This is a genomic window from Spongiactinospora gelatinilytica, assembly GCF_003236385.1.
In the GTDB taxonomy this organism is placed as follows: Bacteria; Actinomycetota; Actinomycetes; order Streptosporangiales; family Streptosporangiaceae; genus Spongiactinospora; species Spongiactinospora gelatinilytica.
On the sequence record NZ_POUA01000004.1, the window covers coordinates 32,355 to 58,291 of the forward strand.

General features: G+C 64.6%; 24 protein-coding genes and 2 pseudogenes. 9 read left to right on the forward strand and 17 right to left on the reverse strand.

The features are described from left to right. Positions 1–66 precede the first annotated feature (66 nt). The 3 genes from C1I98_RS01005 to C1I98_RS01015 all read right to left on the reverse strand — a co-directional run bounded on the left by C1I98_RS01005 (position 67) and on the right by C1I98_RS01015 (position 3,400). Entirely contained in the window at positions 67–1,323 is a 1,257-nt protein-coding gene (locus C1I98_RS01005; protein WP_111165141.1) for an MFS transporter, read from the reverse strand. 71 nt (positions 1,324–1,394) lie between these two features. Beyond that, positions 1,395–2,822 (reverse strand): FAD-dependent oxidoreductase, encoded by a 1,428-nt coding sequence (locus C1I98_RS01010; RefSeq protein WP_111165142.1) that lies wholly within the window; start codon positions 2,820–2,822, stop codon positions 1,395–1,397. Between the two features lie 203 nt (positions 2,823–3,025). Further along, the gene (locus tag C1I98_RS01015) at positions 3,026–3,400 is read right to left on the reverse strand and encodes an NAD(P)-binding protein (protein ID WP_233506960.1); all 375 of its coding nucleotides are present in this window, start codon (positions 3,398–3,400) and stop codon (positions 3,026–3,028) included. Positions 3,401–3,478: 78 nt separating this feature from the next. On the opposite strand from C1I98_RS01015, the gene C1I98_RS01020 reads away from it, so the two are divergent. The 6 genes from C1I98_RS01020 (at position 3,479) to C1I98_RS01040 (ending at position 9,098) form a co-directional block, all read left to right on the forward strand. Beyond that, positions 3,479–3,826, forward strand: a complete 348-nt coding sequence (locus C1I98_RS01020) for an ArsR/SmtB family transcription factor (RefSeq protein ID WP_111165143.1) — start codon at positions 3,479–3,481, stop codon at positions 3,824–3,826. A gap of 1,150 nt (positions 3,827–4,976) precedes the next feature. Then, a complete protein-coding gene (locus C1I98_RS01025; RefSeq protein ID WP_111165144.1) occupies positions 4,977–5,378 on the forward strand; it encodes an ArsR/SmtB family transcription factor in 402 nt (133 codons plus the stop codon). Then, on the forward strand, positions 5,368–6,252 hold the full coding sequence (locus C1I98_RS01030) for a permease (protein ID WP_111165145.1): 885 nt from the start codon (positions 5,368–5,370) through the stop codon (positions 6,250–6,252). Before C1I98_RS01025 ends, C1I98_RS01030 begins: the two co-directional genes overlap by 11 nt. Before the next feature lie 453 nt (positions 6,253–6,705). Beyond that, positions 6,706–7,512, forward strand: coding sequence for a transposase (locus tag C1I98_RS01035; protein ID WP_158557828.1), 807 nt, complete (start codon positions 6,706–6,708; stop codon positions 7,510–7,512). Between the two features lie 495 nt (positions 7,513–8,007). Further along, positions 8,008–8,175 (forward strand): hypothetical protein, encoded by a 168-nt coding sequence (locus tag C1I98_RS41070; RefSeq protein WP_158557830.1) that lies wholly within the window; start codon positions 8,008–8,010, stop codon positions 8,173–8,175. 353 nt (positions 8,176–8,528) lie between these two features. Beyond that, positions 8,529–9,098, forward strand: a complete 570-nt coding sequence (locus tag C1I98_RS01040; RefSeq protein WP_111165147.1) for a thioredoxin family protein — start codon at positions 8,529–8,531, stop codon at positions 9,096–9,098. A gap of 135 nt (positions 9,099–9,233) precedes the next feature. Here the strand turns inward: C1I98_RS01040 and phnE are convergent, their stop codons facing one another. From phnE to C1I98_RS01100, 13 genes and pseudogenes are all read right to left on the reverse strand, one after another. Continuing rightward, entirely contained in the window at positions 9,234–10,955 is a 1,722-nt protein-coding gene (phnE, locus tag C1I98_RS01045) for a phosphonate ABC transporter, permease protein PhnE (protein WP_111165148.1), read from the reverse strand. Continuing rightward, positions 10,952–11,767, reverse strand: a complete 816-nt coding sequence (gene phnC / locus C1I98_RS01050; RefSeq protein WP_111165149.1) for a phosphonate ABC transporter ATP-binding protein — start codon at positions 11,765–11,767, stop codon at positions 10,952–10,954. The genes phnE and phnC overlap by 4 nt, the downstream gene beginning before the upstream one ends. A gap of 60 nt (positions 11,768–11,827) precedes the next feature. Further along, positions 11,828–12,736 (reverse strand): phosphate/phosphite/phosphonate ABC transporter substrate-binding protein, encoded by a 909-nt coding sequence (locus C1I98_RS01055; protein WP_111165150.1) that lies wholly within the window; start codon positions 12,734–12,736, stop codon positions 11,828–11,830. 4 nt (positions 12,737–12,740) lie between these two features. After that, a complete protein-coding gene (gene aepY / locus C1I98_RS01060; protein ID WP_233506964.1) occupies positions 12,741–13,877 on the reverse strand; it encodes a phosphonopyruvate decarboxylase in 1,137 nt (378 codons plus the stop codon). 24 nt (positions 13,878–13,901) lie between these two features. After that, positions 13,902–15,452 carry a 2,3-bisphosphoglycerate-independent phosphoglycerate mutase gene (gene gpmI / locus C1I98_RS01065; protein ID WP_199536638.1) on the reverse strand — a complete coding sequence of 517 codons (1,551 nt, stop codon included), beginning with the start codon at positions 15,450–15,452 and terminating at the stop codon, positions 13,902–13,904. Between the two features lie 8 nt (positions 15,453–15,460). After that, on the reverse strand, positions 15,461–16,792 hold the full coding sequence (gene aroA, locus C1I98_RS01070; protein WP_111165162.1) for a 3-phosphoshikimate 1-carboxyvinyltransferase: 1,332 nt from the start codon (positions 16,790–16,792) through the stop codon (positions 15,461–15,463). A 55-nt stretch (positions 16,793–16,847) separates the two neighbouring features. Then, positions 16,848–17,621 carry an SDR family oxidoreductase gene (locus tag C1I98_RS01075; protein ID WP_111165152.1) on the reverse strand — a complete coding sequence of 258 codons (774 nt, stop codon included), beginning with the start codon at positions 17,619–17,621 and terminating at the stop codon, positions 16,848–16,850. Continuing rightward, positions 17,621–18,070, reverse strand: coding sequence for a hypothetical protein (locus C1I98_RS40240; protein WP_146607218.1), 450 nt, complete (start codon positions 18,068–18,070; stop codon positions 17,621–17,623). Before C1I98_RS40240 ends, C1I98_RS01075 begins: the two co-directional genes overlap by 1 nt. Before the next feature lie 393 nt (positions 18,071–18,463). After that, the gene (locus tag C1I98_RS01080) at positions 18,464–19,057 is read right to left on the reverse strand and encodes a cupin domain-containing protein (RefSeq protein ID WP_111165153.1); all 594 of its coding nucleotides are present in this window, start codon (positions 19,055–19,057) and stop codon (positions 18,464–18,466) included. Between the two features lie 110 nt (positions 19,058–19,167). Beyond that, a complete protein-coding gene (locus tag C1I98_RS01085; RefSeq protein ID WP_158557832.1) occupies positions 19,168–19,971 on the reverse strand; it encodes an amino acid kinase family protein in 804 nt (267 codons plus the stop codon). 1,069 nt (positions 19,972–21,040) lie between these two features. Continuing rightward, the gene (locus C1I98_RS01090; RefSeq protein WP_111165155.1) at positions 21,041–21,730 is read right to left on the reverse strand and encodes an arsenate reductase/protein-tyrosine-phosphatase family protein; all 690 of its coding nucleotides are present in this window, start codon (positions 21,728–21,730) and stop codon (positions 21,041–21,043) included. Positions 21,731–22,109: 379 nt separating this feature from the next. Continuing rightward, positions 22,110–22,478, reverse strand: coding sequence for an arsenate reductase ArsC (locus C1I98_RS01095; protein WP_111165156.1), 369 nt, complete (start codon positions 22,476–22,478; stop codon positions 22,110–22,112). After that, positions 22,475–22,786: pseudogene (locus C1I98_RS01100) on the reverse strand (arsenic resistance protein); the annotation flags it as partial. The pseudogene C1I98_RS01100 and the gene C1I98_RS01095, both read right to left, overlap by 4 nt. A gap of 124 nt (positions 22,787–22,910) precedes the next feature. Between C1I98_RS01100 and arsM the strand changes: the two are divergent. From arsM to C1I98_RS01115, 3 genes and pseudogenes are all read left to right on the forward strand, one after another. Further along, the gene (gene arsM / locus C1I98_RS01105; RefSeq protein WP_111165157.1) at positions 22,911–23,669 is read left to right on the forward strand and encodes an arsenite methyltransferase; all 759 of its coding nucleotides are present in this window, start codon (positions 22,911–22,913) and stop codon (positions 23,667–23,669) included. A gap of 1,048 nt (positions 23,670–24,717) precedes the next feature. Next, positions 24,718–24,921, forward strand: a pseudogene (locus tag C1I98_RS01110) (transposase); the annotation flags it as partial. 45 nt (positions 24,922–24,966) lie between these two features. After that, the gene (locus tag C1I98_RS01115; protein ID WP_111165158.1) at positions 24,967–25,416 is read left to right on the forward strand and encodes a hypothetical protein; all 450 of its coding nucleotides are present in this window, start codon (positions 24,967–24,969) and stop codon (positions 25,414–25,416) included. 237 nt (positions 25,417–25,653) lie between these two features. Here the strand turns inward: C1I98_RS01115 and C1I98_RS43465 are convergent. Continuing rightward, positions 25,654–25,937, reverse strand: a 284-nt coding sequence (locus tag C1I98_RS43465; RefSeq protein WP_233506965.1) for a hypothetical protein, incomplete at its 5' end; no start/stop codon positions are given.

Below are 25,937 nucleotides of genomic sequence, written 5' to 3' on the forward strand. Positions count from 1 at the left end.
TCGATCGTGACGGCGGCCACGATCCCACCCCTCCCATATTTCGATGCCTATCGAAGCTCGTCGAAATCATATGCGGTGGTAGGCGACCAGGGCCACCGCGGCGGTCACGCAGCCGGCGGCCACCGCGGCCATCACCCAGGCGTACCCGGCCGCCTGGGCCAACGCGACCGCGCCCAGCGGGGCCAGGGCCTTGTCCGCGACCGAGAACACGGCGATCCGCCCCGACAGCGAGGCGTAGGCAACCGTGCCGTACCGCTGTACGAGCAGATGCGGCAGGGTGATGGAGGCGATGCCGAAGCCGAGGCCGAAGCCCAGCACACAGCCGATCGCCCCGGCGACGGTCGAGCCGAACACCGGCAGCAGCAGGGCCGCGACGCCTTGGAACGCGAAGATCGCGGCGGCGATGAGGGCGGCGGGCAGGCGGCTTCGCAGGCCGGTGGTGATCAGGCGGCCGGTGACCGACAGCACGCCCAGCAGCCCCGCCATCGTGGCCGCCAGGAGCGGGCTGTGGCCGAGGTGGATGAGGTAGGTGACCAGTAGGACCGCCATGGTGGCCACCGCGCCGCCGCTGGCGGTGAAGGCGATCACCAGCAGCCAGAACGGGCGTCGGCGCACCGCCGCCTTGACCAGGCCGGCGCGTTCTTCGGCGGTCTGGCGCGTGCGGGCCGCGGCGGGGCGGCGCCGGATGACCAGGGCGTGCAGCGGGATCGCGGTGATGCCGTGGACGAGCGCGAGGACGACCAGGGCCTGGCGCCAGCCGTACCCGTCGACCAGCAGGCCGGTGAGCGGGATGAAGATCGAGGAGGCGAAGCCGGCGACGATGGTCAGCGCCAGGATGCCGCCCGCACGTCCCTTCTCGTCGGCCCCGTACCAGGCGACGATGACGGCGAAGGCGGCCTCGTACAACACCATCGCGCAGGCGATGCCGATGACGGCGAACACGGCGTACAACTGCCACAGGTGCTGCACGGCCGACCAGGCCGGCACCGCCGCCGCGCCGAGGACGGAGCCGATGGTCATCAGGCCGCGCGCGCCCCGCGCGTCCAGCCACCGGCCTGCGGCCGGAGCGCACACGGCGGCGATCAGGATCGACAGGGTGAGCGCGGCGGCGACCTGGGTGGGCGAGGCGCCGAGGTCGGCGGCCATCGGGGTCAAGAACACCGAGAAGGCGTAGTACAGCACGCCGTAGCCGATGGTCTGGGTGATGGCCAGGGCGGCGACGAGCCGCCGCCCGTGCCGGGACCGCGCCCCCGAAGGCGTTCCCGAAGGATCCCGGCCGCCGCCCCCGATCTCGGGGGCGGCGGCCGGGGTTGCGGTGCTCACAAGGGCCCGCCGAGCCGGTGGGTGATGCGCATGTCGTTCGTCTTCTCCGGGTCTTGTCTGGGGCGTGGCGGTCAGCCGCAGCAGTCGCCGCCGTCGGCGGTCGTGGTGACAGCGGCACCGGTTGTGACAAGCGGAAGCGGGGCGGCGAGCAGGCCGCCGCTGATGCCGGTGGCCGGCCCGATCCGCTGCTCTTGGGCCTCGGCGGCCGAGGAGGAGCACACCCCGGTCTCGGGCAGGTCCAACCGCACCTGCCGGGCGGCCTGCCAGTCCCCGGCGAGTGCCGCGACCACCGAGCGGACCTGCTCATATCCGGTGGCCATGAGGAACGTCGGGGCGCGGCCGTAGGACTTGACGCCGACGGCGTAGTAGCCCGGCTCGGGATGGGACAGTTCGTCCACCCCGTGGGCGGGCACGCTGCCGCAGGAATGGGCGTTGGGGTCGATCAGCGGTGCCAGGGCGCGGGTGGACCCCAGGATCGGGTCCAGATCCAGCCGCAGTTCGCCGGCGATGGAGTGGTCGGGGCGGTAGCCGGTCGCCGCGATGACCCGGTCGGCGACGACGGACCGCTCGAACCCGGACGGGTCACGGCTGATCACGATGATCCGTTCGCCGTCCCGGCGGAGCGCGTGGGTGAAGAACCCGGTCAGCAACCGGATGCGGCCGGAATCGACGTGCGCCCGCAGACGGGTGCCGAGCGCACCGCGCGCGGGCAGGGCGTCGGCCGCGCCGCCGCCGTAGGCGCGGGCGGCGCCGCTCGCGCGGATCGCCCAGGTGATCCGGGTGTCGGCGGGGAGTCCGGCCAGCGCGAGCAGGGTGGTGGCGGCCGAATGGCCTGCGCCGACGACCAGGACGTGCCTGCCCTGATACCGGTCGCGGTCGGCGCCGAGCACGTCGGGCAGCGCGTGGTCGACCAGTCCGTCCGCGATGGCCTGGGCCTCCCCATGGGCGGGCAACCCGCTCGCGCCGAGCACGTTGGGGGTCTCATAAGTGCCGGAGGCGTCGATGACGGCGCGGGCGCGCAACTCCTCGCCGGTTCGCAGGCGGATGAGGAAGGGGGCGTCCTGGCGGCCGTGGGTGCGGACCCGGTCATAGCCCAGGCGGCTGATGGCGGCCACCTGGGCGCCGAGCCGGACCCGCTGCCCGAACAATGTGGCCAGCGGGGCGAGGTAGCCGTCGATCAGTTCGGCCCCGGTGGGCAGCCACTCGGGATCGGGCGCGTCCCAGCCGGTGGCCTCAAGGAGGCGGTGGGCGGCGGCGTCGATGTTGTATTTCCACGGGCTGAATACCCGTACGTGCCTCCATCGCGCCACGGAGGCGGCGACCTGGTCGCCGGCCTCTAGGACGAGGTAGTCGATGCCGCGTTCGGTCAGGTGCGCAGCGGCGGCCAGGCCGGCCGGCCCGGCACCGAGCACCACGACCGGCAGCGTGCCGGCGTCGGGGCCGTTGACCATCTGCTCCAGTTCGAGGGCGGTGGTGGTGCCACAGCAGCCGTCGCTCATGACGGTGTCTCCTTGGGTTCAGTTGAGAGCGGGCGATGAGAGGGGCGGGTGCTCCGGGCGCGGCCGACCGGCGTGACGCGGCGCGCAACCACACCCACCCTCTGTTTAGAAGGATGTCGAACTAGTAGTCATCTTGAATCATTGCTTAGAGAGCTGTCAAATTAGCTGGCCGTCGAATCAGGCGTGCCGCAGGCGTCGGCCGGTCACAGGCCGACCCGGCCCGGGGCGTCGCGGACGTGCGCGATCAGCGGGCCCATGACGTACTCGGACGGCCTGCACCCGGGTGCCGGTGCGGATCTCGGTGTCCAGGGTGGCGGCGTAGCGGCGCAGGTAGGCGGCGACCTCGTCGCGGTGCGGGTAGTGGTGGGTCGCCGAGGGAAGTCCAGGCCGGGCATCGCGCTGAATCGGGCGGGCGAGAAGGCGGTGAGGCTGTCGTAGTGGTGCGGCCAGGAGCCGCCCGGCTCGCCCGCGGCTTCCAGGATCAGTGGGCGCAGGCCCGAGTTCCGGGCGGCGCGGGCGGCGGCCAGGCCGGACTGGCTTGCGCCGATGACGACGACGGGGGATGGGGATGTGGTCATGGCCGGGGCCGTATATCGCTATTTTTAGATATGTCAAAGTAACGATATGGTGAGATATCCGGCGAGAGGGGAGGACGCATGACGTCGCAGGGCGCTGCGGGCACCACCGGCGGACCGGCGGGCGGCTGGCAGCAGGCGGTGACCGAGCTCAGCCCCGCCGTGCACGCCTTCCTCAAAGCCCTGGCCAGCCCCGCCCGCCAGCGCGTCATGCTGCTGTTCGCCCGGGGGGCCGAACTCAGCGTTGGCCAGGTCGCCGAGGTCACCGGCCTAGCCCAGCCCCGCGCCAGCGAGCACTTGGCCGAACTACGGCGCGGCGGCATCCTCACCTCCCGCAAGGACGGCAAGACCGTGCTCTACCGCGCCGACAAACACGCCGGCGCCGCCGCGCTCGCCGAGCTCCAGGCCTTCCTGCAGCACTGCTGCTGACCCGGTCGACAGGCCATCATGATGACGCGGGCCGTCTTCCTTGACCGCTCATCTTTCCGCACTGTCAGATGGGTGGGCGGAGCGGGACGCCGTCCAGCTCCAGGTGGCGGCTCATGTCGAGTTCGATGCGGCCATACAGGTTCAGATGGGACCAGAACAGGGCGGTCAGCCCGCGCCGGGTCGAAGGTAATATGCTGCCGCCGGGTCTTCTGCTTGTCGGTGCTGACCCGGACCAGGCCGATGAGCGCCACAGCGGCCGCCATCCGTTCATCAAACGCCGTGTGTGAAGTAGATGAACCCTAGGGGAAAACGAACGGCCAAATGAACGCCCGAACCGGACACGGCGGTATCCCCAGCGCACCCCCTGCGCGCGTTCATCAAACGACCGTTAGACGAACGCCCGAGCGAAAAGCCTGGCGGGCTTCCGCTGATTTCTGCACTCGGCCTCCTCGCGGGCCAACTCACCACTTCTGCGAGCACGTCCCGTGATCACGGTTACGCACAGCTACCTTTCCCCGTATCGCACGGACCCGAGTGGAGGGCCGTGTAGGCGGAAGCGGCCTATGTCGTGAAGTCGGCACAGATAAGCGATGGACCCGATTCTACGGCAGCCAGGCGATTCCAAACCGTGTTCAAAGACCGCCTCCCCATGGCACCGTCGTCACAACGCCCGCGCTCGACCTTGGCCGCCTCCTAAGAGCTGTCCTGACGAGGCCCAGGTCGAGGAGGAGCAGCGCGACCTGGCGCCTACCGGTCTGTGACACGAGCCACGCGCCGGCTCGCTCATGGATCAGCCGCTACCACGTCGGCGCCTCTCCGGAACTTCACTACGACTGCGCTTCACGAAGCCGGAACATCGGCGAATCCACAGCACAACCTGCATTCACTTCCTGATCAGCGAACTGCAGTGCAGGTACAGAGACCGGTATCGACGGGGTTCAGAGGTTGCCCTCTCTCCTGCGAGACCGTAATTGCCGTGCATCGTAGCATGTCACATCCGAGGCGGTAGTCCATCTGGAGCCAGCACAGATTTCGTGTCGATATGGCTGTCCATTATATGCTGACCATATTTCAGCAGGAAAGGTCTTGCCTACCGATTCAACGGCGAATACTGTTGACATGAGCGAACCCTGTTGATACTTCTAGATTCATGGTAAGAGAACTGGACGTGCGCCTTCTTGAGGGCGAGGAACTGTCCAACCAGGAGCGGGCCCGTCGGCTCGTTCCGAAACTTAGGGCCCTGGCCGATGAGAACCGGGCGGTTTTGGCGCTCCTGATCGCTGAACGCCCTCGCACCGTCAGGGAATTGCAAGACGCGACCGGGATGAGTCAGACGCTTGTCAGCCATCATCTGCGGCCGCTCCGTGAGCAGGGGCTTGTAAAAGTCATACCGCGAGGGCGCTCGAACGTCTACACCCTCTGCTGTGAAGAACTGGGAACGCCGGTCCGCTGGCTCGCGTCGCTGGCGGCCCTCACTCCTGAAGGAGCCCAGGCGTGCTGCCTCAGCGACTTAGACGACGAGAAAAGGGAGAGTATGGACGATGTCGGATAAGTGGATCGAAACCTTCCGGACCTTCGGAACCATCCTGGTCGAGCTTGTTGTCTTGTTCCTCGTCGTCGCATTTCTGGTTGCCCTGCTCCAGCGCCGTGTGGGCGACGAGAGGCTACAGAGGTGGATGGCGGGCGGAACCCTACTCGCGCCGATCAAGGGGATCGTGCTGGGGGCGCTGACCCCATTCTGCTCTTGTTCGACACTTCCCATGCTCATGGGCATGATCAAGGTCGGCGCACCCTTCACCGGCGCGGCCGCCTTCCTGCTCGCTTCTCCATTGCTTGACCCGATCATCCTCGGGGTCGTCTGGATCTTATTCGGCTGGCAGCTCATGCTGGGGTACGGGCTGATCACCTTCGTCGCGATCATCCTCGTCTCCCTGCTGTGGGGCAAGTTGGGGCTCGAACGCTACGTCCGGCGCGTCAAGGTTCAGGCTGAGCATGACGGATCGCCCTGGCAAGGGCTGCGCCGTGAAAGTCGCCCCGCCTGGAACCAGGCCAAGTCGTTCTTCAAGCCGCTGGTCATCCCGCTCCTGCTCGGCGTCTCCGTCGGTGCGTTCATCTACGGGGCGGTTCCGGAATCCTTCCTGGTCTCGGTGGCCGGTCCGGGCAACTGGCTCGCGGTACCGACGGCGGCCCTGATCGGCATACCGCTGTACATTCGGACCGAATCCATCCTCCCCATCGGCCTGGCGCTAAGTTCTGCAGGCATGGCGCTCGGACCCGTATTCGCCCTGGTAATCGGTGGTGCGGGAGCGAGTCTTCCTGAGCTGTCCATGCTGTCCGCGATCTTCAAGCCCCGGTTGGTAGCCGCGTTCGTCCTGTCGGTGCTCGTTGTAGCCGTGACAGGCGGCATTATCATCCCGATGCTCTGAGCCACGTCGAGCAGGGGCTCCCATTCGGGCCGGTCCTCATGGCCGCCTGTGGGCACCCGAGCCGGCACGCTATCGGTCATCGACCGAACCAAGCGGCCCCCGGAGAGCGATCCGCGACCGGTCGTTCTTCGGGGGCGCATCTTCTTCGCCAGACTCCCACAGGGCGGCCCCCGCACAGAGTGCGCCGTAGATCCGCTCCCTTAACGCACACCTCGCGGACCGGGCCGACCGATGCCGCCAGCGGGCAGACCATCTCCCTGGCGCGCCGTCGCGACCTGATTGGGTTCAAGCGGGATGGTGTCCAATCGATGAGGGACGACCGTTGGGACAGTAGCTCCCAGCGGGAGTCGAGCACCTTTTGTAAAAGCAGGCCAGCGGCGGCAAGAGGTACATGGTCCAAGGATGGGCGGCCCATCTGTCCAGGAAATAGGTGAAGGCAGAAAGGAGGATCATGTGGCCGCGAGGGACATCGTACCCGTCATCAGAGAGCGTTTTCAGGCGACCTTGGCGTCGGTATCCCCAGATGTGATGCGAGCGCTGATCAGCGCATTCACACAGCAGATGATGGATGCCGAAGTTGACCGGCTGTGCGGAGCCGCCTATGGCCAGGTCCATGCTCGTCGGATGAACTCCCGAAACGGGTACCGCTGGCGCGAGTGGGACACTCGTGCAGGGACGGTTGAACTCGCCATCCCACGTGTACGTTTTGGCACATACTATCCACGATGGCTACTCGATCACCTTGGGTCTGCAGAGCGAACCTTGGCCGATGCGTCAGCGACTTCCTATTTGCTTGGGGTGTCCGTCGGACGTGTGGAGCGACTGGCAGATGCACTGGGCCTGGACGCATTGTCGCGACTCCAGATCACCCATATCGCTCGCGAAATGGATGAGCTGGTCGATGACATCCGTAACAGGCCGCTCAGCGATGGTTTGTACACGTTCCTCTGGCTCGATGCGGTCAGCCAGCAGGTGGAAGAGGACGGCCGCACAGTCGAGTTGTACGCGTTGATCGCTATCGGGGCGAAGGCCCAAGAGCCTGGGGGGATCCTCGGGGTCGACATCGTGTCCGACGAGGCTGACATCGGCTGGCTCATGTTCCTGCGCGGCCTACGAGCACGAGGACTGCGCGGAGTGAGGCTGGTCGTGTGCGAATCGCATACCGGATTGAGGGAGGCGATCGCCTCCGCATTCCCTGAAGCCTGGACAGTGCCACCAGGCGCATTACGCCGGGCAGAGGACTGTGCGGCAACTCGATGACTCCTTAGCACCAAGCATCATTCAGCCGGAGGGTCACTCATAGCCCGATCGCGGCATGGGTCAGGCTGCGAGGCCATCCCTACACCAAGACGGCGACGTCATCCGAGGAGGAAAGGGATCTACAGGAGGGCCTCCACGCATCCGTCGACGGCCGGCCAAGCCTCCAGAGCGATACCGCGGGCCGTTATGCCGAAAACGATCTTTTGGCCGGTCCAAATTATGCGGGATGCTGGAAGAAGTACAGGCATTACGCTGCATTGATCCAATCTTCACGATTGACACCTGCAAATATTGTTGATACTAATGGGATGTGTTGAAGGGTCAGGCAGTCGTTCGGCCTTGGAGGCAGCACGGCGCATCCGGTGTTGTGACCGGTACGTTCAAGCTCGGCCTTGACTCCACGTCTCCAGATGCTGAACGCTGGCGCCGGCCAACGACAGGAAGCGAATTCATGCACCACAATCGCTTCGACATCACGGATTGGAGAATTTGGGCATGGTGAAGCTCCTAGGCAAGCTCTTCGGCGGCGGCGAGAAAGAGGAACAGCAGCTGAGCAGTTGCTGCGGCTCCGTCAACGTGACGGCTGAAGAGGAAACGGTCGAGGCTCAGGTCGAGCCACAGGCCGAGCCGACTCCGGCACCGGTTTCACAGACGTCGCGCTAGCGCTCTTCCTGCGCCGCACAATATGCAGAAAGCGTGTGGCCCTGCTAGCCGTTTGACCTCGGTGCGCGGCGGCCGGGGTTTCGGCTGGGAGGGCCACTGCGTATCGGCCTTGGGCCTGACCCCGACGAGCGCCCCCAGCCGACCGCTTGGCCCATACCAGAGGATGCCTCATCGACCTCGAGCCAGCGGCGTTCTGTTAGGCGGTGCCGGAAGGCTCCCCCGTCTGCCGCTGGCTACCAGCGAGCGAATGCGAGTATCGAAGTTATGGCCTGCCTTGCTTCGCCTTTTCTGTATCACCGCACACTTCCCTCGATCGAGTCCCAGAGCCGACTGTTAAATGCAGAGAGGGTAGTATGGTATTCACCTATTCGTTCATGGTCCCCCTCGGAACCCCTGTTCCGGACTTCAGCCTGCTCGCTGTCGATGGCCGTAAAGTGGGCGTCGCCGACCTCGCCGACGCCTCCGCTCTCCTGGTCGTCTTTCTTTCCAACCGCTGCCCGTACGTGCTGCACATCGAAAGGCAGTTCGCTCACTTTGCTGATCAGTACCACGGCCGAGGGCTGGCTACGGTGGGTATCTGCTCCAGCGACACAGAAAGTCACCCAGAAGACCGGCGCCAGGGCCTGGCTCAGCAGGCGCTTCGCGCGGAGTTCGGATTTCCCTACCTGATCGATGGGGGCCAGGAGGTTGCCAAAGCCTTCCGGGCCGCCTGCACTCCGGACTTCTTTTTGTACGGCAGCGACCGGCGACTGGCCTACCGTGGCCAATTCGATAGCGCACGCCCGGGTAACGGTGTTCCTGTGGAGGGTAGTGTTCTGCGGGCGGCGGTCGAGAATGTGCTGGCCGGTCGCCCTGTCCCGGAACCCCATACGCCCAGCGGCGGATGCAATATCAAGTGGCGTCCAGGCAACGAACCCGCCTAAGCCCGCGAAAAGTTCCTTCGCCCTGTGGTGACCGTTCCCCTTGGGGTGGATGCGCATGCCGTCGTGTGCTGTGGGCAGTATTGCGGATCGGCCGGCATGCGCCTCCCCCTTTTCGTGGCGGCCTAGCGTCTTCACTCAGGCCAGTAGTCGCCGGATGGTCATCGCGAAGATTTCGAGTGCGAAGACCACCGCGAAGATGGCCAGAACAATCCAGGTGATCACTTCGTATTCTCGGGTGTGGGAGGCCTGTAGGAGGTAGAAGCCGACGCCTCCTCCGCCGACGAGGCCCAGCAATGTCGCGTACCGAATATTGACGTCGAGCTGATACAGAGTCGCGCCTATGATCGCTCGTGCGGCCTGCGGCAAGATCGCTGTGAAATATATCTGTGTCCGTGAGGCGCCGACCGCGTTCAGGGCTTCGAGGGGGCCATGATCGACCTCTTCCAGGGAGTCGGCCACGAGTTTGCCCAGGAGGCCGATGGACCCGATGGCCAGAGCGAGCGCGCCGGCGACCGGACCGAGACCGATGATCACGACGAACAGAATGGCGAGCACCAGCTCGGGTATTCCTCTTACCAGCAAGACGATCCCGCGGAAGGTGGTGTGGATCATTCGATGGCCGGAAACGTTGCGCGCGGCGAGCGATCCTAGGGGGATCGCCAGCAACGCGCCGATGAGCATCGAGGCGAGGCCGATCTCGAGGGTGACGAAAAGTGCTCGCAAAAGGTCCGGAGCCACACCCGCCGTTCCGGGGGGCCAGAACAGGCCAAGCGTCGTCAGGAAGCCGCGCAGGCCGCCGCTGAGGCTGAGGTCCAGTGCACCGCTGCGGAGCAATGACCATAGAACAACGGCCACCGCGATCGCGGCGTAGACGATCCGCCGAGCGCGGTCGAAGGACCACGCAGGAAAGATCGGCCGGTCCGCCGTAGGGAGTGTCGAGAGCTGTACCGGGGCGGGCGCATAGAACGACCGGCGGCGCAGCAGCGCGGGCAGCCGACGCAGGGCGCGTTGTTCCGCTGATGTCGTCATGCGCATTAGAGACCGGCGCACGACTGCGGACAACAGCTCAGAAAGGAGGCACAGGAGGAGCAGAATGACAGCCCAAACGATCCCGAGCCCGAACTGCAGCGCTCCGAAAGCCTTCGACATTTCAAAGCCTATGCCGGTGACGCCGACGAATCCCAAGAGTGCCGAGTGACGCAGGTTGATGTCGAATCGATGCAAGCCGATCGCGATGAATGCCGGTAACGCTTGTGGGAGGATCGCGGTGCTGAGCTGCTGGCCTCGACTGGCGCCGATGCTGCGCAGGGCCTCGCGGGGCTTATCACTGACCTGCTCGAGCGCGTCCGCATAGAGTTTGCCCACCATTCCGACCGAGTGCAGGCCCATGGCGAGGATGCCGGGGACCACGCCCAGGCCGAACAGCCGCACGAATAGGATGGCCAAGACGATGTCCGGGACGGCGCGTGCCGCCACGATCACGCCCCGCGAGCCGAGGCGAAAGCCGGTGCCGCGCGTGGTGTTGGCCGCGGCCCACACGGCCAGTGGAAAACTGATGGCCACCGACAACAGGGTGGCCAGCAGGGTAGTGGCCAGGGTGAAGCCGGTCTGCTGGACCACCTCTTCGCCGCTGGGCAGTTCAGGAGGCCAGATTCGATCAATGAAGCCGATCGCATTGGCGTAGCCGTGCACCACCGTGGCGAAATTGATTTCCAGGTGGATGACCGACGCGGCGCCGAGACCCAGAAGAGCCAGCAACAAGGCGCCGACCGTGGCACTGCGACGGCGCCCCGGGCGTCTGCGCCGCGGGGTTTGCGCCACTGACGAAGTTGCCGACAACTCGGCCGATGCCGTCATCCTGGCGAGCCAAGCCGCGTCGGCGCCTGCAACGTCATCGGCTCCGGCGACCCGTTGTTGTAGACCTCCATCACAGTGTCGGCGTTCATGAGGCAGGCAGGAGTGTCGAGCACGATCGCACCGCGCTGGAGACCAATGATCCTGTCCGCGCACGAGAGGGCCAAGTCCAACTGGTGCAGGCTGCTGACCAGCGTCATTCGCTGTTCGCGAACGATGTCCTGCAGCAGGCCCATGACCATCTTGGCGCTGTCGGGATCAAGGGACGCCACGGGTTCGTCGGCCAGCAGGATCGCCGGACGCTGCATCAGCGCCCTGGCGATCGCCACACGCTGCTGCTGCCCACCGGATAACGTATCGGCACGCTGGAAGGCTTGATCGGGCAAGCCGACGCGATCAAGATGTTGCAGGGCTTCGCGCCGTAGGCGTGAGGAATAGGCCAACAGGCCCAGGCGTGGCCCGCGAAGGCGGCCAAGGGCGCCGCTGCACACGTTTTCCAGGACACTTAGCTGACCAACGAGGTTGAACTGCTGGAAAATGAACCCGATATGACGGCGCAGGGAGCGTAGGGTGCGTTCCCGTGCGGTTTCCACATCGGTGCCCAGGACGGACACCTTCCCAGAAGTCGGCTTGTGGAGCCCAGAGATATGCCGGAGCAATGTGGACTTCCCCGCTCCGGAGCTTCCTAATAGAACACAGAACTCCCCCGGCGGAACAGTGAAGGTGACATCCCGCAGTCCGACAATTCTCTTATCAAAGGTTTTGGTCACTCGATCTAATGATATAACTGACGCATTTCGCTCGCTCGCGGTCATGTACACCTCAACGCACTATGGGCGCGGAACAACTGTACGAACGGGATGGCTTGTAAGCTGCTAGTCGGCTCGCGGCCGGCACGCCTCCGCCTTGGTGAGCTTGCATATCCGGCGGATGGGGTCGTAGAACTTGTCTTCGACCTTGGTGAATCCCCAGTAGCCGGCGATGTCGTCGACACCGAGGCTGTCGGCATTGCCACGCTGCAATATGGCGGTGGTGATGGCGGTGCGCAGCTCGGGTTTGAGCCTGTTGGATATCGCCAGCGGCGAGTTGACCACCGGCGGCGACTTCCAGAGAATGGAATAGTCTTTTATGTCGATGTCCTCCTGAAATGGCAGGACCTCCTCAAAGAGCAGGTCTCTGATCGCAGCCGCGTCACAGTCGCCGTCGCGGACGGCGAGAAGGGAGGCATCGTGGCCGCCGGTGAACGTTTCCTTGTAGCTTCCCGGCTTAATCCCGGCCTCAAGCAGGCCCGCCAGCGGATAGAGGCGGCCGGAAGTTGAGTTGGGGTCGACGAAGCAAATGTGCTTACCGCGCAGGTCGCGCAAGGTCTTCAATCCGCTGTCGGCCCGAGCAACGATATAGCCGTGATAGCTCGGGGTGCCGCCTTCTTTATAAAGCTCTGCTGCGATAGGTGAGATGTCGACGCCCGAGTCTTTTGCCAGTACGTAGCTGAACGGACCGTACATCGCTATGTGTACGGTGCCCGCGCGCTGCCCTTCGACCACGGCCGCGTAGTTGGTCATGACCTCGAGTTGTACCCTTTTCCCCGAGGCCTTGGACACCAGATCGGCGAGGGGCGCATATTCGGCCTTCAAGGTGGCGGCATTCTCGTTAGGGATCAGTCCCATGACGATGGTGTCCGGATCGGACAGGTTGGTGCTCGAACCGCCACAGGCCGCCGTGGCGATGGTAGTCAAGGCACAGATCATTGCGAGGCGGACGGTGTGCGATAACGGTGAGGACATTCGGTCATCCTTCGGACGACGCGGACTCGGTCGTGTTGTTCAGGGTGGCGGTGAAGCGGCTCCGCAGAGACTGTGGGGAATGGGCGCTGGTTGCACGTGGTGGTAGCGGGTTCTGTCGCCGCCGGGTGGGGATTACGCACATATGTGGGCCAGGTGATGTGAGTGCCGCAGTGACCGCCTCGGTCACTTCAGGCAGAGTGCGGCACGTTCGCGTGCTGCGGTATCCGCATCCTGCGGCGACCTGGTCGAGGCGAGTCGTGGCCGATGTGGTGGCCTGGGAGCCGGTCGACTCGTGGACGCCGTTGTCTAGCACGATGTGGACGAGGTTGGGCGGGTTCAGGAAACCGATGCTCGAAAGCGCTCCAAGATGCATCAGCGCCGCGCCGTCGCCGTCCAGCACGATGACCTTCCGCTGCAGATCGGCCAGGGCGACGCCCAGGGCGATCGAGGAGGCGTGGCCCATGGAGCCTTGCATATAGAAATTGGCCGGCCGGTCGTCGATCCCGAACAGCTCCCGGCCGGTATACCCAGTGGTGGCGATGATGGGAGCATCGCCGGCGAGCTTGGCGATGACGCGTACGGCCTCACCACTGTCCAGTCGGCCGTCCTGGTCAATGTGGTTCTCGGTGACCCTGGCAACGACGCCCTTCTCAACGCAGATGAAGGGAGCGTGCCCCGCCGACATCGAGCCGATGGCGGTGTTGAGAAGTTCCCGGAACCGCTCTTCGTCATCGCCGGCCCGCAGGGTCCAGTTCGGGACCCCCAGCATGTCGAGGTAGGGCCGGGTAGTCGGGCCCATGATGGCGTGCTGGGGCTCATCGTCAGCGGGATCTGGCTGTCCGCGCAGGCTCACAAAGGTGAGGACCGGGATGCGGTAGGTCATGACCAGCGAGGTCAGAGGGTTGATCAGATTACCTAGTCCGGAGTTCTGCAGCATGACGTAAGCGCGGCATCCGGCCAGTGCCGCGCCGACGGCCACAGCGAGCGCATTTCCTTCGTTGGCTGCGGGGACGTAGCGTCCTGGCGTTCGGCTCAGTAGTGCGATCGGCCCGCCGAAGAAGGAGCAGGGAACGCCACTGGCCAGACTGAACCCCCGCTGTTCCAGTTCGTCGCAGAACAGTTCGGCAGAAATCATCGTCATGCTCTTTCTCGCGAAACTGATGCCTCACCCTTGTCGGATGGGTTGGGCGGAGTCATCGACCAGCTCGGGCGCCGACATGGCCGCGGGGATGGGCAGGCCAAGTAGCCGAAGGACCGTGGGACCGACCGAGCAGATCGCCGCCTCACCACCGCTCGGAATCTTCAAGCGCTCACCGCGCACGGAGATGAGCGCGCAGGGTACGCGGTTGGTGGTGTGACCGCCATAGCCGATAGCGGGTGCGCCGTCAGTCGGTGAGGTGAGCATTTGCTCGGCGTTTCCGTGGTCACCCACCAGTAGAGTCCAGCGCCCGCCCGCGAAGGCAGTGGAGCAGATCTGGGCGGCGGCACGGTCGACCGCCTCCACCGCCTTTCGTGTGGCATGGTAAGCCCCGGTGTGACCGACCACATCCATGTTCGCCAGGTTCGCCACCACCAGGCCGACATCGGGTCGGGCCGCGGCCTCGATGACCGCCTGAACGAGCCCGCGAAGATTCATCTCGGGATGGTCCTGAACCGGCCCCGTTGCGGCCGGCGGAACGAGTACATGCTCCTCCTGTTGCCGGGGCCGCGCGTCCCGGCCGTTCAGGTAGAAGGTGACGTGTTCGAATTTCTCCCGCTCGGCTATCCGGACGGACCGTACTTCGGAGTTTTCGAGGGCGTCGGCCAGGCCGCCCGAGGCATCGGCGCGTGGCACGAGGGCGGGAATGCCGGCATGGGTGTCGTAGTGGCCAAGGCTCAGTAGCCGGACACGGCTGCGGGCGGTGCTGGCCAGGAGTACGGCCACCATGTCCGCGAGCGGTGCCATTCGATCGCTTCGGAAGTTCATGAACACGATGGCGTCGCCGTCCCGAACCGGGGCCGGCCCACCGGTCGCACCGGTTATCACCGTCGCAGTGACAGAGCCGTCGGGCGCTCCGCCGCGCAGCGCGTCTTCGGCATTGGGGGCGCTGCGTTCGGCCCTGCCGTCCAGTACCAGAAGGGCCGCCTGGGCGGTCAAGTGGTCGGCACCGCTTTTGTCCATGGCGAAGTTGCGCCCGATCACGGTGGCGACGGCGCCCACTCCGGATACTTTGACGATTTCGTTCAGACGCGATAAGTACAAAGCGCCGGTTCCGTCTGGTACGTCACGTCCGTCCGTGATCGCATGGATCACAACCCTTTCCAGGGCATGCGCTCGAGCGGCACGCAGGACCTCGGCGATGTGGTCGATGTCAGAGTGGATCCGGCCGTCAGAGATCAACCCGACGAGGTGCAGTGTTCCGCGCTGCTGGGCCAGTCTCACGCAGGCTTCCCGCAGCAGGGGATGGGATCGTAGGGCTCCTGACTTCACCTGCTGCTCTACCCGGAGACTGTCGTATTCGATGGGTCGCCCGGCGCCCATCACCATATGTCCGATCTCGGAATTGCCTACGGTGCCCTCTGGAAGACCCACTGCGCCTCCGGAGGCGTCCAGGAGTACTCCGCGCCTGCCGAGGACCAGCCCTTCGAGGAAGGGGCACTCCGCCTCACTGATCGCGTTGCCGGGCGCAGGCGGCGCGTGTCCCCACCCGTCGAGGACGAGCAGGACTCCTGGCATGCGGGCCCTCATCGGCCGCCCCGCAGGCCTTCGAAGCGCTCCCAGAAACTGGGAAAAGACTTGGTCACGCATGCCGGTTCTTCGATGACCACTCCTGGGGTACGCAGTCCAGCGATGGCGAACGCCATGGCGATGCGGTGGTCGTCGTAGGTGTGGATCCAGGCGCCTTTCGGCTCAGCGCCGCCGTGGATCGTCATCGTGTCGATGGTCGTGTCCACCCTCACGCCCATCTTGCCCAGTTCCGTCGCCACGGCCGCGATCCGATCGCATTCCTTGAAACGCAGGTTCCCGATACCGGTTATGTGCGTACGCCCTTTGGCATAAGCCGCGACAACGGCCAGAGTAGGGACGACATCGGGCATGCGGGTCATGTCGATGTCGATACCGCGCAGGGCGTCCCCTTCCACGGTGATGCCGTCGGCACCGGCCACGCAAGTGCACCCCATGTCGGTCAACGCCTTGATCAGCCCAACGTCACCTTGCCGAGAATCTGGACCGATCCCAGGGATGGTCACCTTACCGCCGAGAATCGCCGCGGCCGCCACGAAATACGACATCGCCGAGGCGTCGGGCTCGACGGTGATGTCCCCGCCGAGGTACTGCTGCCCCGCTGGGACGGCGAATGACGAGTAGCCGTTGACGGAGATCTCACCGATGCCGGCCTGCCGCATGGCGGCGATCGTCATGTCCACATACGGTCCTGAGACCAGATCGCCGTCTATATGCAGCTCGAGTCCCTGTTCTGCCACAGGAGCGCAAACAAGCAGGCTGCTGGTGAACTGGCTGCTCACCGTGCCGGAAATGTGAGTTCCTCCGCCACGCCAAGCCGGTCCCCACACTTCGATCGGAGGTGAGTCATTGCCGTGGAGTGCCCGCGCACGCACCCCGAGCGCGCGCAGCGCTTCCAGCAGGTGCCCCATCGGCCGTTCACGCATCCGTTGATTACCGGTCAGCACTGTCCGTCCGTCGGCCAGGGCCGCCATCGTGATCAGGAACCGGATTGGAGTCCCGGCGTTGCCCATGTCGATCTCTTGTGCGGGTGCGCGCATGGGTCGGCCGTTCGGCGAGACCGTGATGCTGGGGACGTCGGGCCGTAGTTCCACATCGACGTGCCCCAGCCTGCGCAGGGCCTCGGCCAGAAGGATGGTGTCCTGGGAGTGAAGCGCGTTGTGCAGTGTGGTCGGTTGGGCGCACAGGCCGGCGATCGCCAGGAATCGGTTGGTGTAGCTCTTGGAGCCGACCACCTCCACGACCGTGTCCAGGCCGGTCAGGGGAGTGATCGGGTAATGGGGAAGGTCGAGGATCGATGTACCTGAGGTACCTTCTGGGGTTCGGTCCATCCTGGCCATCCTTTGGTCGTACCGGTCGCGAAAGGTCCGCGGTGGCTGCGGGAGGCTACGGCCGCCGATGCACTTTGTGCTGGGCCGCCTGCGCGCGGGGGCGCAGAACGAGTAAGTCGACGTTGACGTATGACGGTCGGGTTATGGCCCAGGCGATGGCGTCCGCCACGTCGTCGGCGACCAGTGGATGGTCCACACCGGCGTAGACGGCGGCTGCCTGCTCTGCGTCTCCCCGGTACCGGTTCAACGAGAACTCTTCGGTGTGAACCATGCCGGGGGCGATGTCGATGACACGGACCGGTTCCCCACATAGTTCCAGGCGCAGAGTCGCGGCTAGAACACGTTCGCCGTGCTTCGCGGCACTGTAGCCCCCGCCGCCCTCATAGACGGTGAACGAGGCCGTCGAGGACACGATGACGATCGTTCCATCACCGCTGGCGATAAGGTACGGCAGCAATGCCTGCGTCATGTGCAGCGCGCCCAATACGTTTACCTCGTACATCGCACGCCAGTCCGATGGCAGTGCATCGGAAATCGGCTCGGTCCCGAAGGCACCACCAGCATTGTTGATCAGGACATCACACCGGTCCAAATTGCCGGCCATGGCCTTGACAGCTGCTTCGTCGGTGACATCCACCAGCAGCGCCTCCGCTTGCCGCCCCTCCGCAACCAGCTGCCGTACGAGAAACTCCAGGCGGTCGATTCGCCGGCCGACGAGTAAGACCCGATAACCTTCATTCGCCAACCTGACGGCCGTCGCCGCTCCGATTCCGCTACCTGCTCCGGTTATAAGCGCGGTGGCCGGCCCGTTCTCCGGGCTCTCCCTCATCAATTCGAAACACCATGTGTCGGCGAGGAGTCGTGATCGGGTGACGTGCCGCCCATGCCTTGATTGCTGGCCTGAGCAATCCACACATGCGCGCCCGGCTGTAGCCGGAATACCGTGGGCTCATCTGCGGAACCTGTGGTCTCCACCTGGCCCCCTACGAAAAGCAAGTGCGCCAGTCCGGCGACGACATCCGGGAAATATTGATCGACCGTGAACCCTTGGGCGCTCGCCGACTGATTGTGGACTCCGAGGATCGGGCCACCATAATCGAGTGGCGACCACAATATCGCGCGTAGCCCGGCGCCGATGTCGACATGGGTCCTGTCCGCCGATCCGATGGATTCGTAGTGGGTTCGGCCCGCCACACACGCCCTGATGTAGGCGTCTGACAGGGGATCGCCGGCCGAGGCGCCGAGTTGGCCTCGTGCCGATCTAGTGGAATCGGCCATCTTCGAATACCTCGCGATCAACGGTGGTCGTTCCGATGCTCATGGTAATTCAATGTCCCGCGTACGTGCATCCCAGGATCGTCGCGTTACCGAACTGTATCGGTTGGCCCATGATTGGAGGGGAGCACGATGCCACTCGGCCCTTTTTAGACAGCAAAAGATGGGCAAGCCGCTACATGCGTATGAAACCTCTCATCCCGCCTATAACGCCCGGCCTTGCTAAAGTCGCTAGCACTTAATAGATTTGTCGCATTCAGGTGCCTTTGCTAGCCAATCGTCCCTTCTGACAACAGAGCCCCCCAAGAAAGAGGGATCTAGCAATTCATCCGCGACAAGGGCGAACTGACACTCCAGTGCCTTGGCGGATGGCTCAAGGCACTGGAGGTCTCATGATCAGAAGTTGATCGAGATGACCTTGCCAGGGCCGGAGCCCTTGGTCGTCGTCAGGGTGTGCGGGACGCCGGGCGAGATGTAGAAGCTACTCCCCTGGGGCAGTATGACCTCCCGGGGGTTAGCCGGGTCGCCCCACTTGAAGTGGATGTCGCCCTCCATGCAGTAGATCACCTCGTGAGCGTCGTGTCCGACGTTGAAGGCGGCCGCGTCCGGGTCGTCGACGTTCACCTCCAGCAGGAGGGGCACGAGCTTGGGCACGGTCCGCGTCCGCACCAGGCAGTGGTAGGTGTAGTAGTTGGTCCCAGCCCGCAGTCCCTTGATGATGGGGTTGTCCTGCGGTAACTGGTAGCTGACGCCGTCGTCGAGGTCACTGACGAATTCGGGAGTGAGTTCGGCCAACGACGTCCCGAGCACGCCGGCGATGGCGGTCAGGGTGTCCAGGGTGAGGGGGGCGCCCTTGTTCTCCTCCAGCGCCTCGATGTCCTGGGTGGGCTTTCCGAGCGCGGCCGCGAACGCCGCTCGGTCCATCTTGATGTGCTCCCTGCGTGCCTTGATCTTGTCGCCGTAGGTCTCTTCCAGGACTGGTGCGGTCATTGGTAGATTCCTTTCATCTCTGTCACGAGACGGTCTGGAAGTTCGGACTGTACGTGTCGGCAAGCGATCTTGCCTGAACCTACGAAATTCGCCGCTATCACCCCGCTTCTCTACTCGGCGGTGCTGACTGCTGCGGCCGGAGAGCGCGCGATCCGGGTACAGTGGAGCTTGTTGGACCACCCGCTGTACGGTGAGAGCAGATATGCCCACTCGGAGTCTTGCGCAACTCCCTCAAGAATGAAGCACTCCGCGCCCTCCGCTGCACATCGAATGAGCGCGTCCACCTTGGTCTTGAAGCCCCCTGTGGTGTCCCATTCACTGTTGGTCCACAGTGCTTCATAGGCTGCCTGGGGGGTCATGGGGTCCACGTAGCGGAGCGTTTCCTTTCCGCCCGGTCCTCCCAGCACAATGCCCGGGACATCAGTGAAGCTCGCGACCCGCAGGGGTGTCTGCAAGGCACGTACAAGGAATTCTGGTACGCGGTCACTCGACAGGCCGTGCAGGTTTCCATTGGCGTCCAAGACGCTGTCGCCCGATAGGATCGGAAGCGCGCCGCTCGCCAGGACCCGCTCGACGATATCGGCCCTCACGCGGAACGACAGATCGTCATCCAATGTCGCCATCGCGCCAAGCTGGAGCGGAAACGCCCTTACCCCGAGACCTACCAAAGCTTGCGTCCATGCCCACCGGACGTCCGCGAGCGCCTTGGTCAAGCCGATTGCGGCGAAGGGGTCTGCCGGATCGATTCCTCGTAGTGCGCCGTGCCCGATGGCACCGCCTCCTGTGATAAGGACGACCTGGCCGGGAAAACGCTCATGAAGGCTGGAGATCACTCGAGCGAACCTAGCAATACGACCTTTATCCAAGCTGCCGGCGACACTCTTATCAGAGAAAAGACTGCCACCGATCTTCACCGCAAGCACGCGATCTGACGCCGAGCTCTCACGGGCGCGCTGCGTGGAGCGCCATGTTCTATCGACAGCCGGACTACTCAACCCCATCGCCTCCAATGCTTCATTGGAATGAAATGAAAGGCAGCCCGCACGACAGGGTTGACAATCGCGCAGAGGCAGTCACGTCGAGTGATTATTGTCGACCTGGGGTGTTTACTGCCACGTACGCTAGCGGCTCATATTGAGTGCGTCTAGGGGGGTGAGGAAGAGATTTTCGAACTCCACGAAAAGTGTGTATGGCCAGCGATTATGGACACCTATTAATATCTATTATTGACATCAGCAACTGCTATTGCAACCATGTGTGATCGAACGAATCCAAAGTGCAGCCGAATTGGGGCGGCTCGGGAACCGTCTGCTGAAGGGCCGAGCGGTCTCCGAGACGGGCCAACGCGCGTCTGTGCCGGCGTAGGCGGCAGCAGTGGCTGCAGGCCCCCAGCGCGGGGCCGGTCTCTAACGTACACGGGATTGTCTGGTGAACTCGCCCATGTTGATGTGTGGGCGTACAGCGACTCCGCACTGGGAAGCCAGGCCGAGCCGGCCTTGCCGGCAGAGCCGTGGATAGAGATCCTGTGCGTGATGGATCGGCCGGAAGTACCGCACCCCACCCGAAGAGTGTGTGTCGTCGGGGTGCCCCCAAGCCGAGGCTCGTCGGCTCGCCTGCGAGCGACTGCGACCGAGAATCAGTTGAACCGTTATGCCCGTGTGGCCCGCTGCGGGCGGCTGATCGGTTCCCCGCATGGTGGTCAACGGACGCCGCAGTGATGAATGCGCAGGCTAAGGCCTGCGCAGTGTGTAAGTGTATGGGAATTTCATCGCTCACTGGCATGATCAAGCTCCGATTACACGATATGGGCCTGGTCACGGTGATACTGGGACAGGCCGGTGGGGGGTGGACACGATGTTCGCGGCATCATGGGCAGGAAGGCGTGATCCGGGAGCCCGCCGGATCAGCGTTCACTCTGTCCGGGCAGGATTTTCCAGGGCACGAGCCCGCCCCTCATGTGGCTGCTGAGCCATGTATCTGAGTTCAGGCATCGGAGTCCTTGTGTCGGAGACGTACGACAGGGGCGAGGCGGTCGATGCGATCGGCGATGTCGGCGAAGGCGCTATCAAAAGCGGCGTCATCGTCGATGGGAACCGGATCTGGAATGGACCAATGCAGGCGTCCCTGTCCGCGTAGTTGCTCATGCACGTTGTCGCAGACGGTGATGAGGAGATCACCGGGCCCCAGGACATCGTCCATGTGCGCGGTGGAGGCCTTGTCCATGGACAGGCCATGGCGTTGAGCGACGGCGATGGCACGGGGGTGAACCCGCTCGGCGGGTATCGTGCCGGCTGAGACCGCCGGAACAAGACCTTTGCTGTCCCACAGCGCGGCGGCGAGCTGAGAACGGGCCGAGTTGTGCGTGCAGATGAACAGGACCCGTGGCGCATAGTATGTCTGGCTTAGCAGCGGAGCGGTGAGGGTGCTTGTGGTCAGTCGCAGGTAGGTTCGGCGCCGATCGCCCTCAGATGGGCGCCGCTCGATGAGCCCGGCATCCTGCAGAGTGGTGACATGGTGGGCGAGTAGATTGGCAGGCAGGCCGATCAATGCGCCGAGCTCGCTGGGCGACGCGTCACTCACGGCCAACCGTTCAATGATCGCCAACCGTGCGGGCTCTCCCAGCGCGGCGTGCACACGCGCTCGTTTCACCAGTTCCGCATCATATTCAACCATGATTGAATCAATGATAATTGAACAAAAACGCCATGGTCAACTGATGCAGCGACCTCGCCGGCCTGCGAACCCCTTCCCAGGCCCTGCGGTGTGTCTGAACGGCTTTGCGAGACGGTTCTGCGGCGCCTCCTTGTGGGCCCCACGGTCCGGCAGTGGTGCAGTCGCTCGTCAGGCGAGGCGTGCGCCTCGTGAACGCAACCGGACGACCTGGCCGAGCGCGCCAAGGTGGTGCCGCCGGCCCACACGCGAACGAATGCAGCGAAGCCCCTCTCCCAAGGGGACTGCTCCTCCAGGTGCGGTTGCCCGAACCGGCGACCTGCGCTTCACACACATCGCCTCAACCGTCGTGCGGCAGCAGCTCGGCGATCAGTTTCTCCACTTAGGCGCGGATTTCATCGCGGATCGAACGTACTTCGTTTATGTCGCGTCCGGCGGGATCGTCCAGTTCCCAGTCCTCATAGCGCTTGCCGGGGAAGATCGGGCAAGCGTCTCCACAGCCCATGGTGATGACGACATCAGATACCTGGACAGACGCAGGCGTCAGCACCTTGGGATGCTGATCAGAGATGTCGATTCCCACTTCGCGCATTGCCTGGGTGGCCACGTGGTTGACGCTGTCGGCGGGTATGGAACCGGCGGAGCGAACTTCGATCCCACCATCGGCCAAGTGTCGCATGAAGCCGGCTGCCATCCGTGAGCGTCCCGCGTTGTGTACGCAGACGAACAATACGCTCGGCCTGTCATTCACGGCGCATACTCCTCCGCGATCGAAGACGTCGCGGGCGCAGGGCAGAAGCGTCGCCGCGCCCACAGTGAAATGTAGACCAGGGCAACGAGAGCCGGCACCTCGATCAGCGGCCCGACCACGCCGGCGAGGGCCTGCCCCGAAGTGGCGCCGAAGACGCCGATGGCCACTGCGATGGCAAACTCGAAGTTGCTCCCGGCCACAGTGAAGGCCAAGGTCGATGTGCAGTCGTGCGGCAGGCCGAGGCTCCTCCCCAAGGCGAAGGAGCCGACCCAGACCAGCGTGAAGTAGGCGAGCGACGCCAGGGCGATACTGCGCCGGTGCCGCAGGTTCGCGTCCGGCCGAGTGTCGCCCCAGCCGACTTCCTGTGGCCGCTTGACTGATTCGACTAACATCTATTTAGGTGGGCTTCTCATCGGCTCCAGGGAGGTAGCCATGGTTCAGTCGAACGATCTACGCGAGCAGGTCCGTACCCGCTACGCCGCCGCTGCACAGGCCGTCGCGGCGGGTAACTCCACCGGATGCTGCGGTACCGGAGGGTGTGACCCCCTCGAGATCACCGATCCCGTATATGGCAGCGGCTTGTACGGCCCGGCCGAGCGGCGCGGCCTGCCTGCCGATGCGGTGACTGCGAGCCTCGGGTGTGGAAACCCCGTCGCGGTCGCCGAAATCCGGGAAGGCGAAACGGTATTGGATCTCGGATCGGGCGGTGGCATCGACGTCCTGCTGTCCGCCCGGCGAGTAGGACCCGGCGGCAAGGCCTACGGCTTGGACATGACCGACGAGATGCTCGCCCTGGCCCGGGCGAATGCCGCAAAGGCCGGTGCGGACAACGCCGAGTTCCTCAGGGGCACCATCGAGGACATTCCGCTGCCGGACGACAGCATCGACGTTGTCATCTCCAACTGCGTGATCAACCTATCGGTCGACAAGACAGCTGTTTTCGCCGAGACGTTCCGTGTCCTGCGCGCCGGAGGCCGGTTCGGCGTCTCGGACGTGGTGGCCGAGGATCGCCTCTCCCCTCAAGAGCGAGCTGCCCGCGGGGACCACGCCGGCTGCATCGCCGGAGCCCTGTCCACCAGCGAATACCATGAGGGGCTGGCCGCCGCTGGATTCATCGACATTGAGATCACCCCCACCCATCAGGTCGCCGACGGAATGCACTCGGCCGTCATCAAGGCACTCAAAGCCTGACGATCGAACGAAACGGCGTGTGTTCGGCAGGACAAGGTCAAGCCAGGGTGAGAATGTACAGATGCACCATCTTCTCGATGATGACCTGCTCGACGGTCCCCACGAGATCACCACGCGCCTTCGTCCCGAGCGCTACGCGCGTCCGGTCGCAGCGGGTGACATGCAGGGGCTCCTCACCGAAACCCAACAGCTCTGCCAGGTGTGGGGCGGCGCCGGTCAGCCGATCGTCCCGGTGACCGCCGGACACCTTCCCGAACCCTACGTCGCGCTACTGCAGACCCAGCAGGTCGACTATATCGGCGGTTTGCAGAAAGACTTGGAGGTGCAGGTGCCCGCATGGGTCGAGCGGGCACGCCCCCGAGACTACCCCGTGCTTGTTATCGCGACCTGCGACAGCATCGACAAGTGGAAGCCGGTCGATGTCGCGGATCTCGCAGACGACGATCCCTGGCTGGCGATCTACGCCGCGACTCTCGGAAACTGGCCGGTGGCCCCGGAGCCGAAGCTGGCGAGGTTCGCCGGCATCGGCGATGACTTACGCTTCGAAGACTTCGTGCCCGCCACAAGGCACGATACCGTCGGCTCGCTTGACGATCTTCTCTCGCGCTTGACCGATTCCGGGCGATTGGGACCTCGGAGGGTCAGCAATATGTATCTCGCTTCCGGCCAACGCCTCGACACCGGATACATGGGAGCTAGCGGCATCATTCCCGAGCCGGGCTCGCTTCGCCGGGCCGCCGGACCGAACATCATCGTGATCACTTCGCCCGGATCTGTGGAGGACATCGCGCTTCTCTGGAACCTGCGCGCGGCACACGGCGATAGGCGAGCGCTCCCCATCGGCATTCCCCGCGAGGCTGTCAACGCCGATGCCGTGCAAAGGCTCCAGGAACCCGAGTACGCCACGTTCTTCGGCTGGAGCGGAGGTAAGTGCCACATCGCCAGCGCTTCCTTGAGCTATGAGGAGTTGTGCGCGCTGGCGGAACTGTCGCCCACGGCCATCGCGGTCCGATACAAGGACGTGCTGACGTTCGGGCCCGCTCCCGCGAGGCCCCGCACTCACGTGGTCGGGATCTTCCCCGATCGGGTGGCGGTCATCCGCCTCGTGGGCGCAGTGCTGGCCGAGCAGACCGATGAGTGGGTGGAAGGCCGTCGCTACATGGGCCTGGATGTGCTGGCCAAGGCCAGGCTCCGGGTGATCGACGGCGACACACCCGCTCAAGACCCGCTGCCGCGAACCCTTACCGCTTAACCTGGCGGGCAGGATCACGCGCAGGCTGTTTCATACACCACCTCCATGGACGTGACCATTCCCATGGGGTCGTTGCCGCCGCCCATCACGTGTATAGGGTGTGAGCGGCAGATCCACCAGCCATATGGGGCTCAGGATCTAAAGTTCACCTACCGCATCGGAGAGTCCCTACGGCGCGTGCTGGAAAAGGACAGCCTCGGGCATATTCTCGCGCTGGCGTGGCTCATCAAAATCTTCGCTGGGCGTGGCCTCGTGGGTGCCCATCCAGGCGTCACGTTCATCGATTCGGCAAGCGGCGGAGCCGTGGGTGAAGCCGACGTTCTTCTTCTGTTCGCCGATGGCAGTCTCGTTCCGGTCGAGGTGAAGCGTAGTGCCGGGGGCTTCGATGAGGACGGCCGCAAGCGGCTCGATGCATTGTCCGACCTAGTCGGGGCACATTTCGACATCGTCGCCGTGACACAGCCCGCCAGAGAGTGCGAGCCTCTTGCGGATTAGGCCGCGTTCGGCTGAACCGCCCCTCGGGGCTTGCTTGAGCCGTGTGCCGCGAGGAGTGGCACGCACGGTTCTGAGGGGCCCCGGTGCAGCAATGCACCGGGGCTACCCGGCGAGAACACCCTCGAACAAGTCCGCCGACAACCCCAGTGCCTTGGCCCGCCGCAGCTTGCGAATCTCCTCCAGCAGGACAAGATGTGTCCGAAGGTGTTCACGGAGAAGGGGCCGCGAGCGGCGCTGCTAGCGCGCTGCCGGACTGATCGGCTCAGGGAATCTGATGCGAAGAGGGCCGGCGGGACCGCAGACGACGAGACCCAACTGGGGGTTTTCGCACACGAGCGCGACGTCGGAGACGCTATTCAGAAGGCCGGCGACGTCGTCCATGTTGCAGTGGTATTCAGTGCCTCGCATTTCACAGGGAATGGTGGGCTGCACGATGGCGGTGCGGCCGGGCCGTACGGCGGCGGTGATGCGAGCGGCGGGGACCATGACGGCGGCGGCGAGGCCCGTGTTCGCCCTGACCC

Bases quoted from the DNA above. Each gene is read 5' to 3' on its own strand.
- C1I98_RS01010 (WP_111165142.1), bottom strand. From the start codon at position 2,822: ATGAGCGACGGCTGCTGTGGCACCACCACCGCCCTCGAACTGGAGCAG.
- C1I98_RS01015 (WP_233506960.1), bottom strand. From the start codon at position 3,400: ATGACCACATCCCCATCCCCCGTCGTCGTCATCGGCGCAAGCCAGTCC.
- C1I98_RS01020 (WP_111165143.1), top strand. From the start codon at position 3,479: ATGACGTCGCAGGGCGCTGCGGGCACCACCGGCGGACCGGCGGGCGGC.
- C1I98_RS01025 (WP_111165144.1), top strand. From the start codon at position 4,977: ATGGTAAGAGAACTGGACGTGCGCCTTCTTGAGGGCGAGGAACTGTCC.
- C1I98_RS01030 (WP_111165145.1), top strand. From the start codon at position 5,368: ATGTCGGATAAGTGGATCGAAACCTTCCGGACCTTCGGAACCATCCTG.
- C1I98_RS41070 (WP_158557830.1), top strand. From the start codon at position 8,008: ATGGTGAAGCTCCTAGGCAAGCTCTTCGGCGGCGGCGAGAAAGAGGAA.
- C1I98_RS01040 (WP_111165147.1), top strand. From the start codon at position 8,529: ATGGTATTCACCTATTCGTTCATGGTCCCCCTCGGAACCCCTGTTCCG.
- phnE (WP_111165148.1), bottom strand. From the start codon at position 10,955: ATGACGGCATCGGCCGAGTTGTCGGCAACTTCGTCAGTGGCGCAAACC.
- phnC (WP_111165149.1), bottom strand. From the start codon at position 11,767: ATGACCGCGAGCGAGCGAAATGCGTCAGTTATATCATTAGATCGAGTG.
- C1I98_RS01055 (WP_111165150.1), bottom strand. From the start codon at position 12,736: ATGTCCTCACCGTTATCGCACACCGTCCGCCTCGCAATGATCTGTGCC.
- aepY (WP_233506964.1), bottom strand. From the start codon at position 13,877: ATGACGATGATTTCTGCCGAACTGTTCTGCGACGAACTGGAACAGCGG.
- gpmI (WP_199536638.1), bottom strand. From the start codon at position 15,452: ATGCCAGGAGTCCTGCTCGTCCTCGACGGGTGGGGACACGCGCCGCCT.
- aroA (WP_111165162.1), bottom strand. From the start codon at position 16,792: ATGGACCGAACCCCAGAAGGTACCTCAGGTACATCGATCCTCGACCTT.
- C1I98_RS01075 (WP_111165152.1), bottom strand. From the start codon at position 17,621: ATGAGGGAGAGCCCGGAGAACGGGCCGGCCACCGCGCTTATAACCGGA.
- C1I98_RS40240 (WP_146607218.1), bottom strand. From the start codon at position 18,070: ATGGCCGATTCCACTAGATCGGCACGAGGCCAACTCGGCGCCTCGGCC.
- C1I98_RS01080 (WP_111165153.1), bottom strand. From the start codon at position 19,057: ATGACCGCACCAGTCCTGGAAGAGACCTACGGCGACAAGATCAAGGCA.
- C1I98_RS01090 (WP_111165155.1), bottom strand. From the start codon at position 21,730: ATGGTTGAATATGATGCGGAACTGGTGAAACGAGCGCGTGTGCACGCC.
- arsM (WP_111165157.1), top strand. From the start codon at position 22,911: ATGGTTCAGTCGAACGATCTACGCGAGCAGGTCCGTACCCGCTACGCC.
- C1I98_RS01115 (WP_111165158.1), top strand. From the start codon at position 24,967: ATGGACGTGACCATTCCCATGGGGTCGTTGCCGCCGCCCATCACGTGT.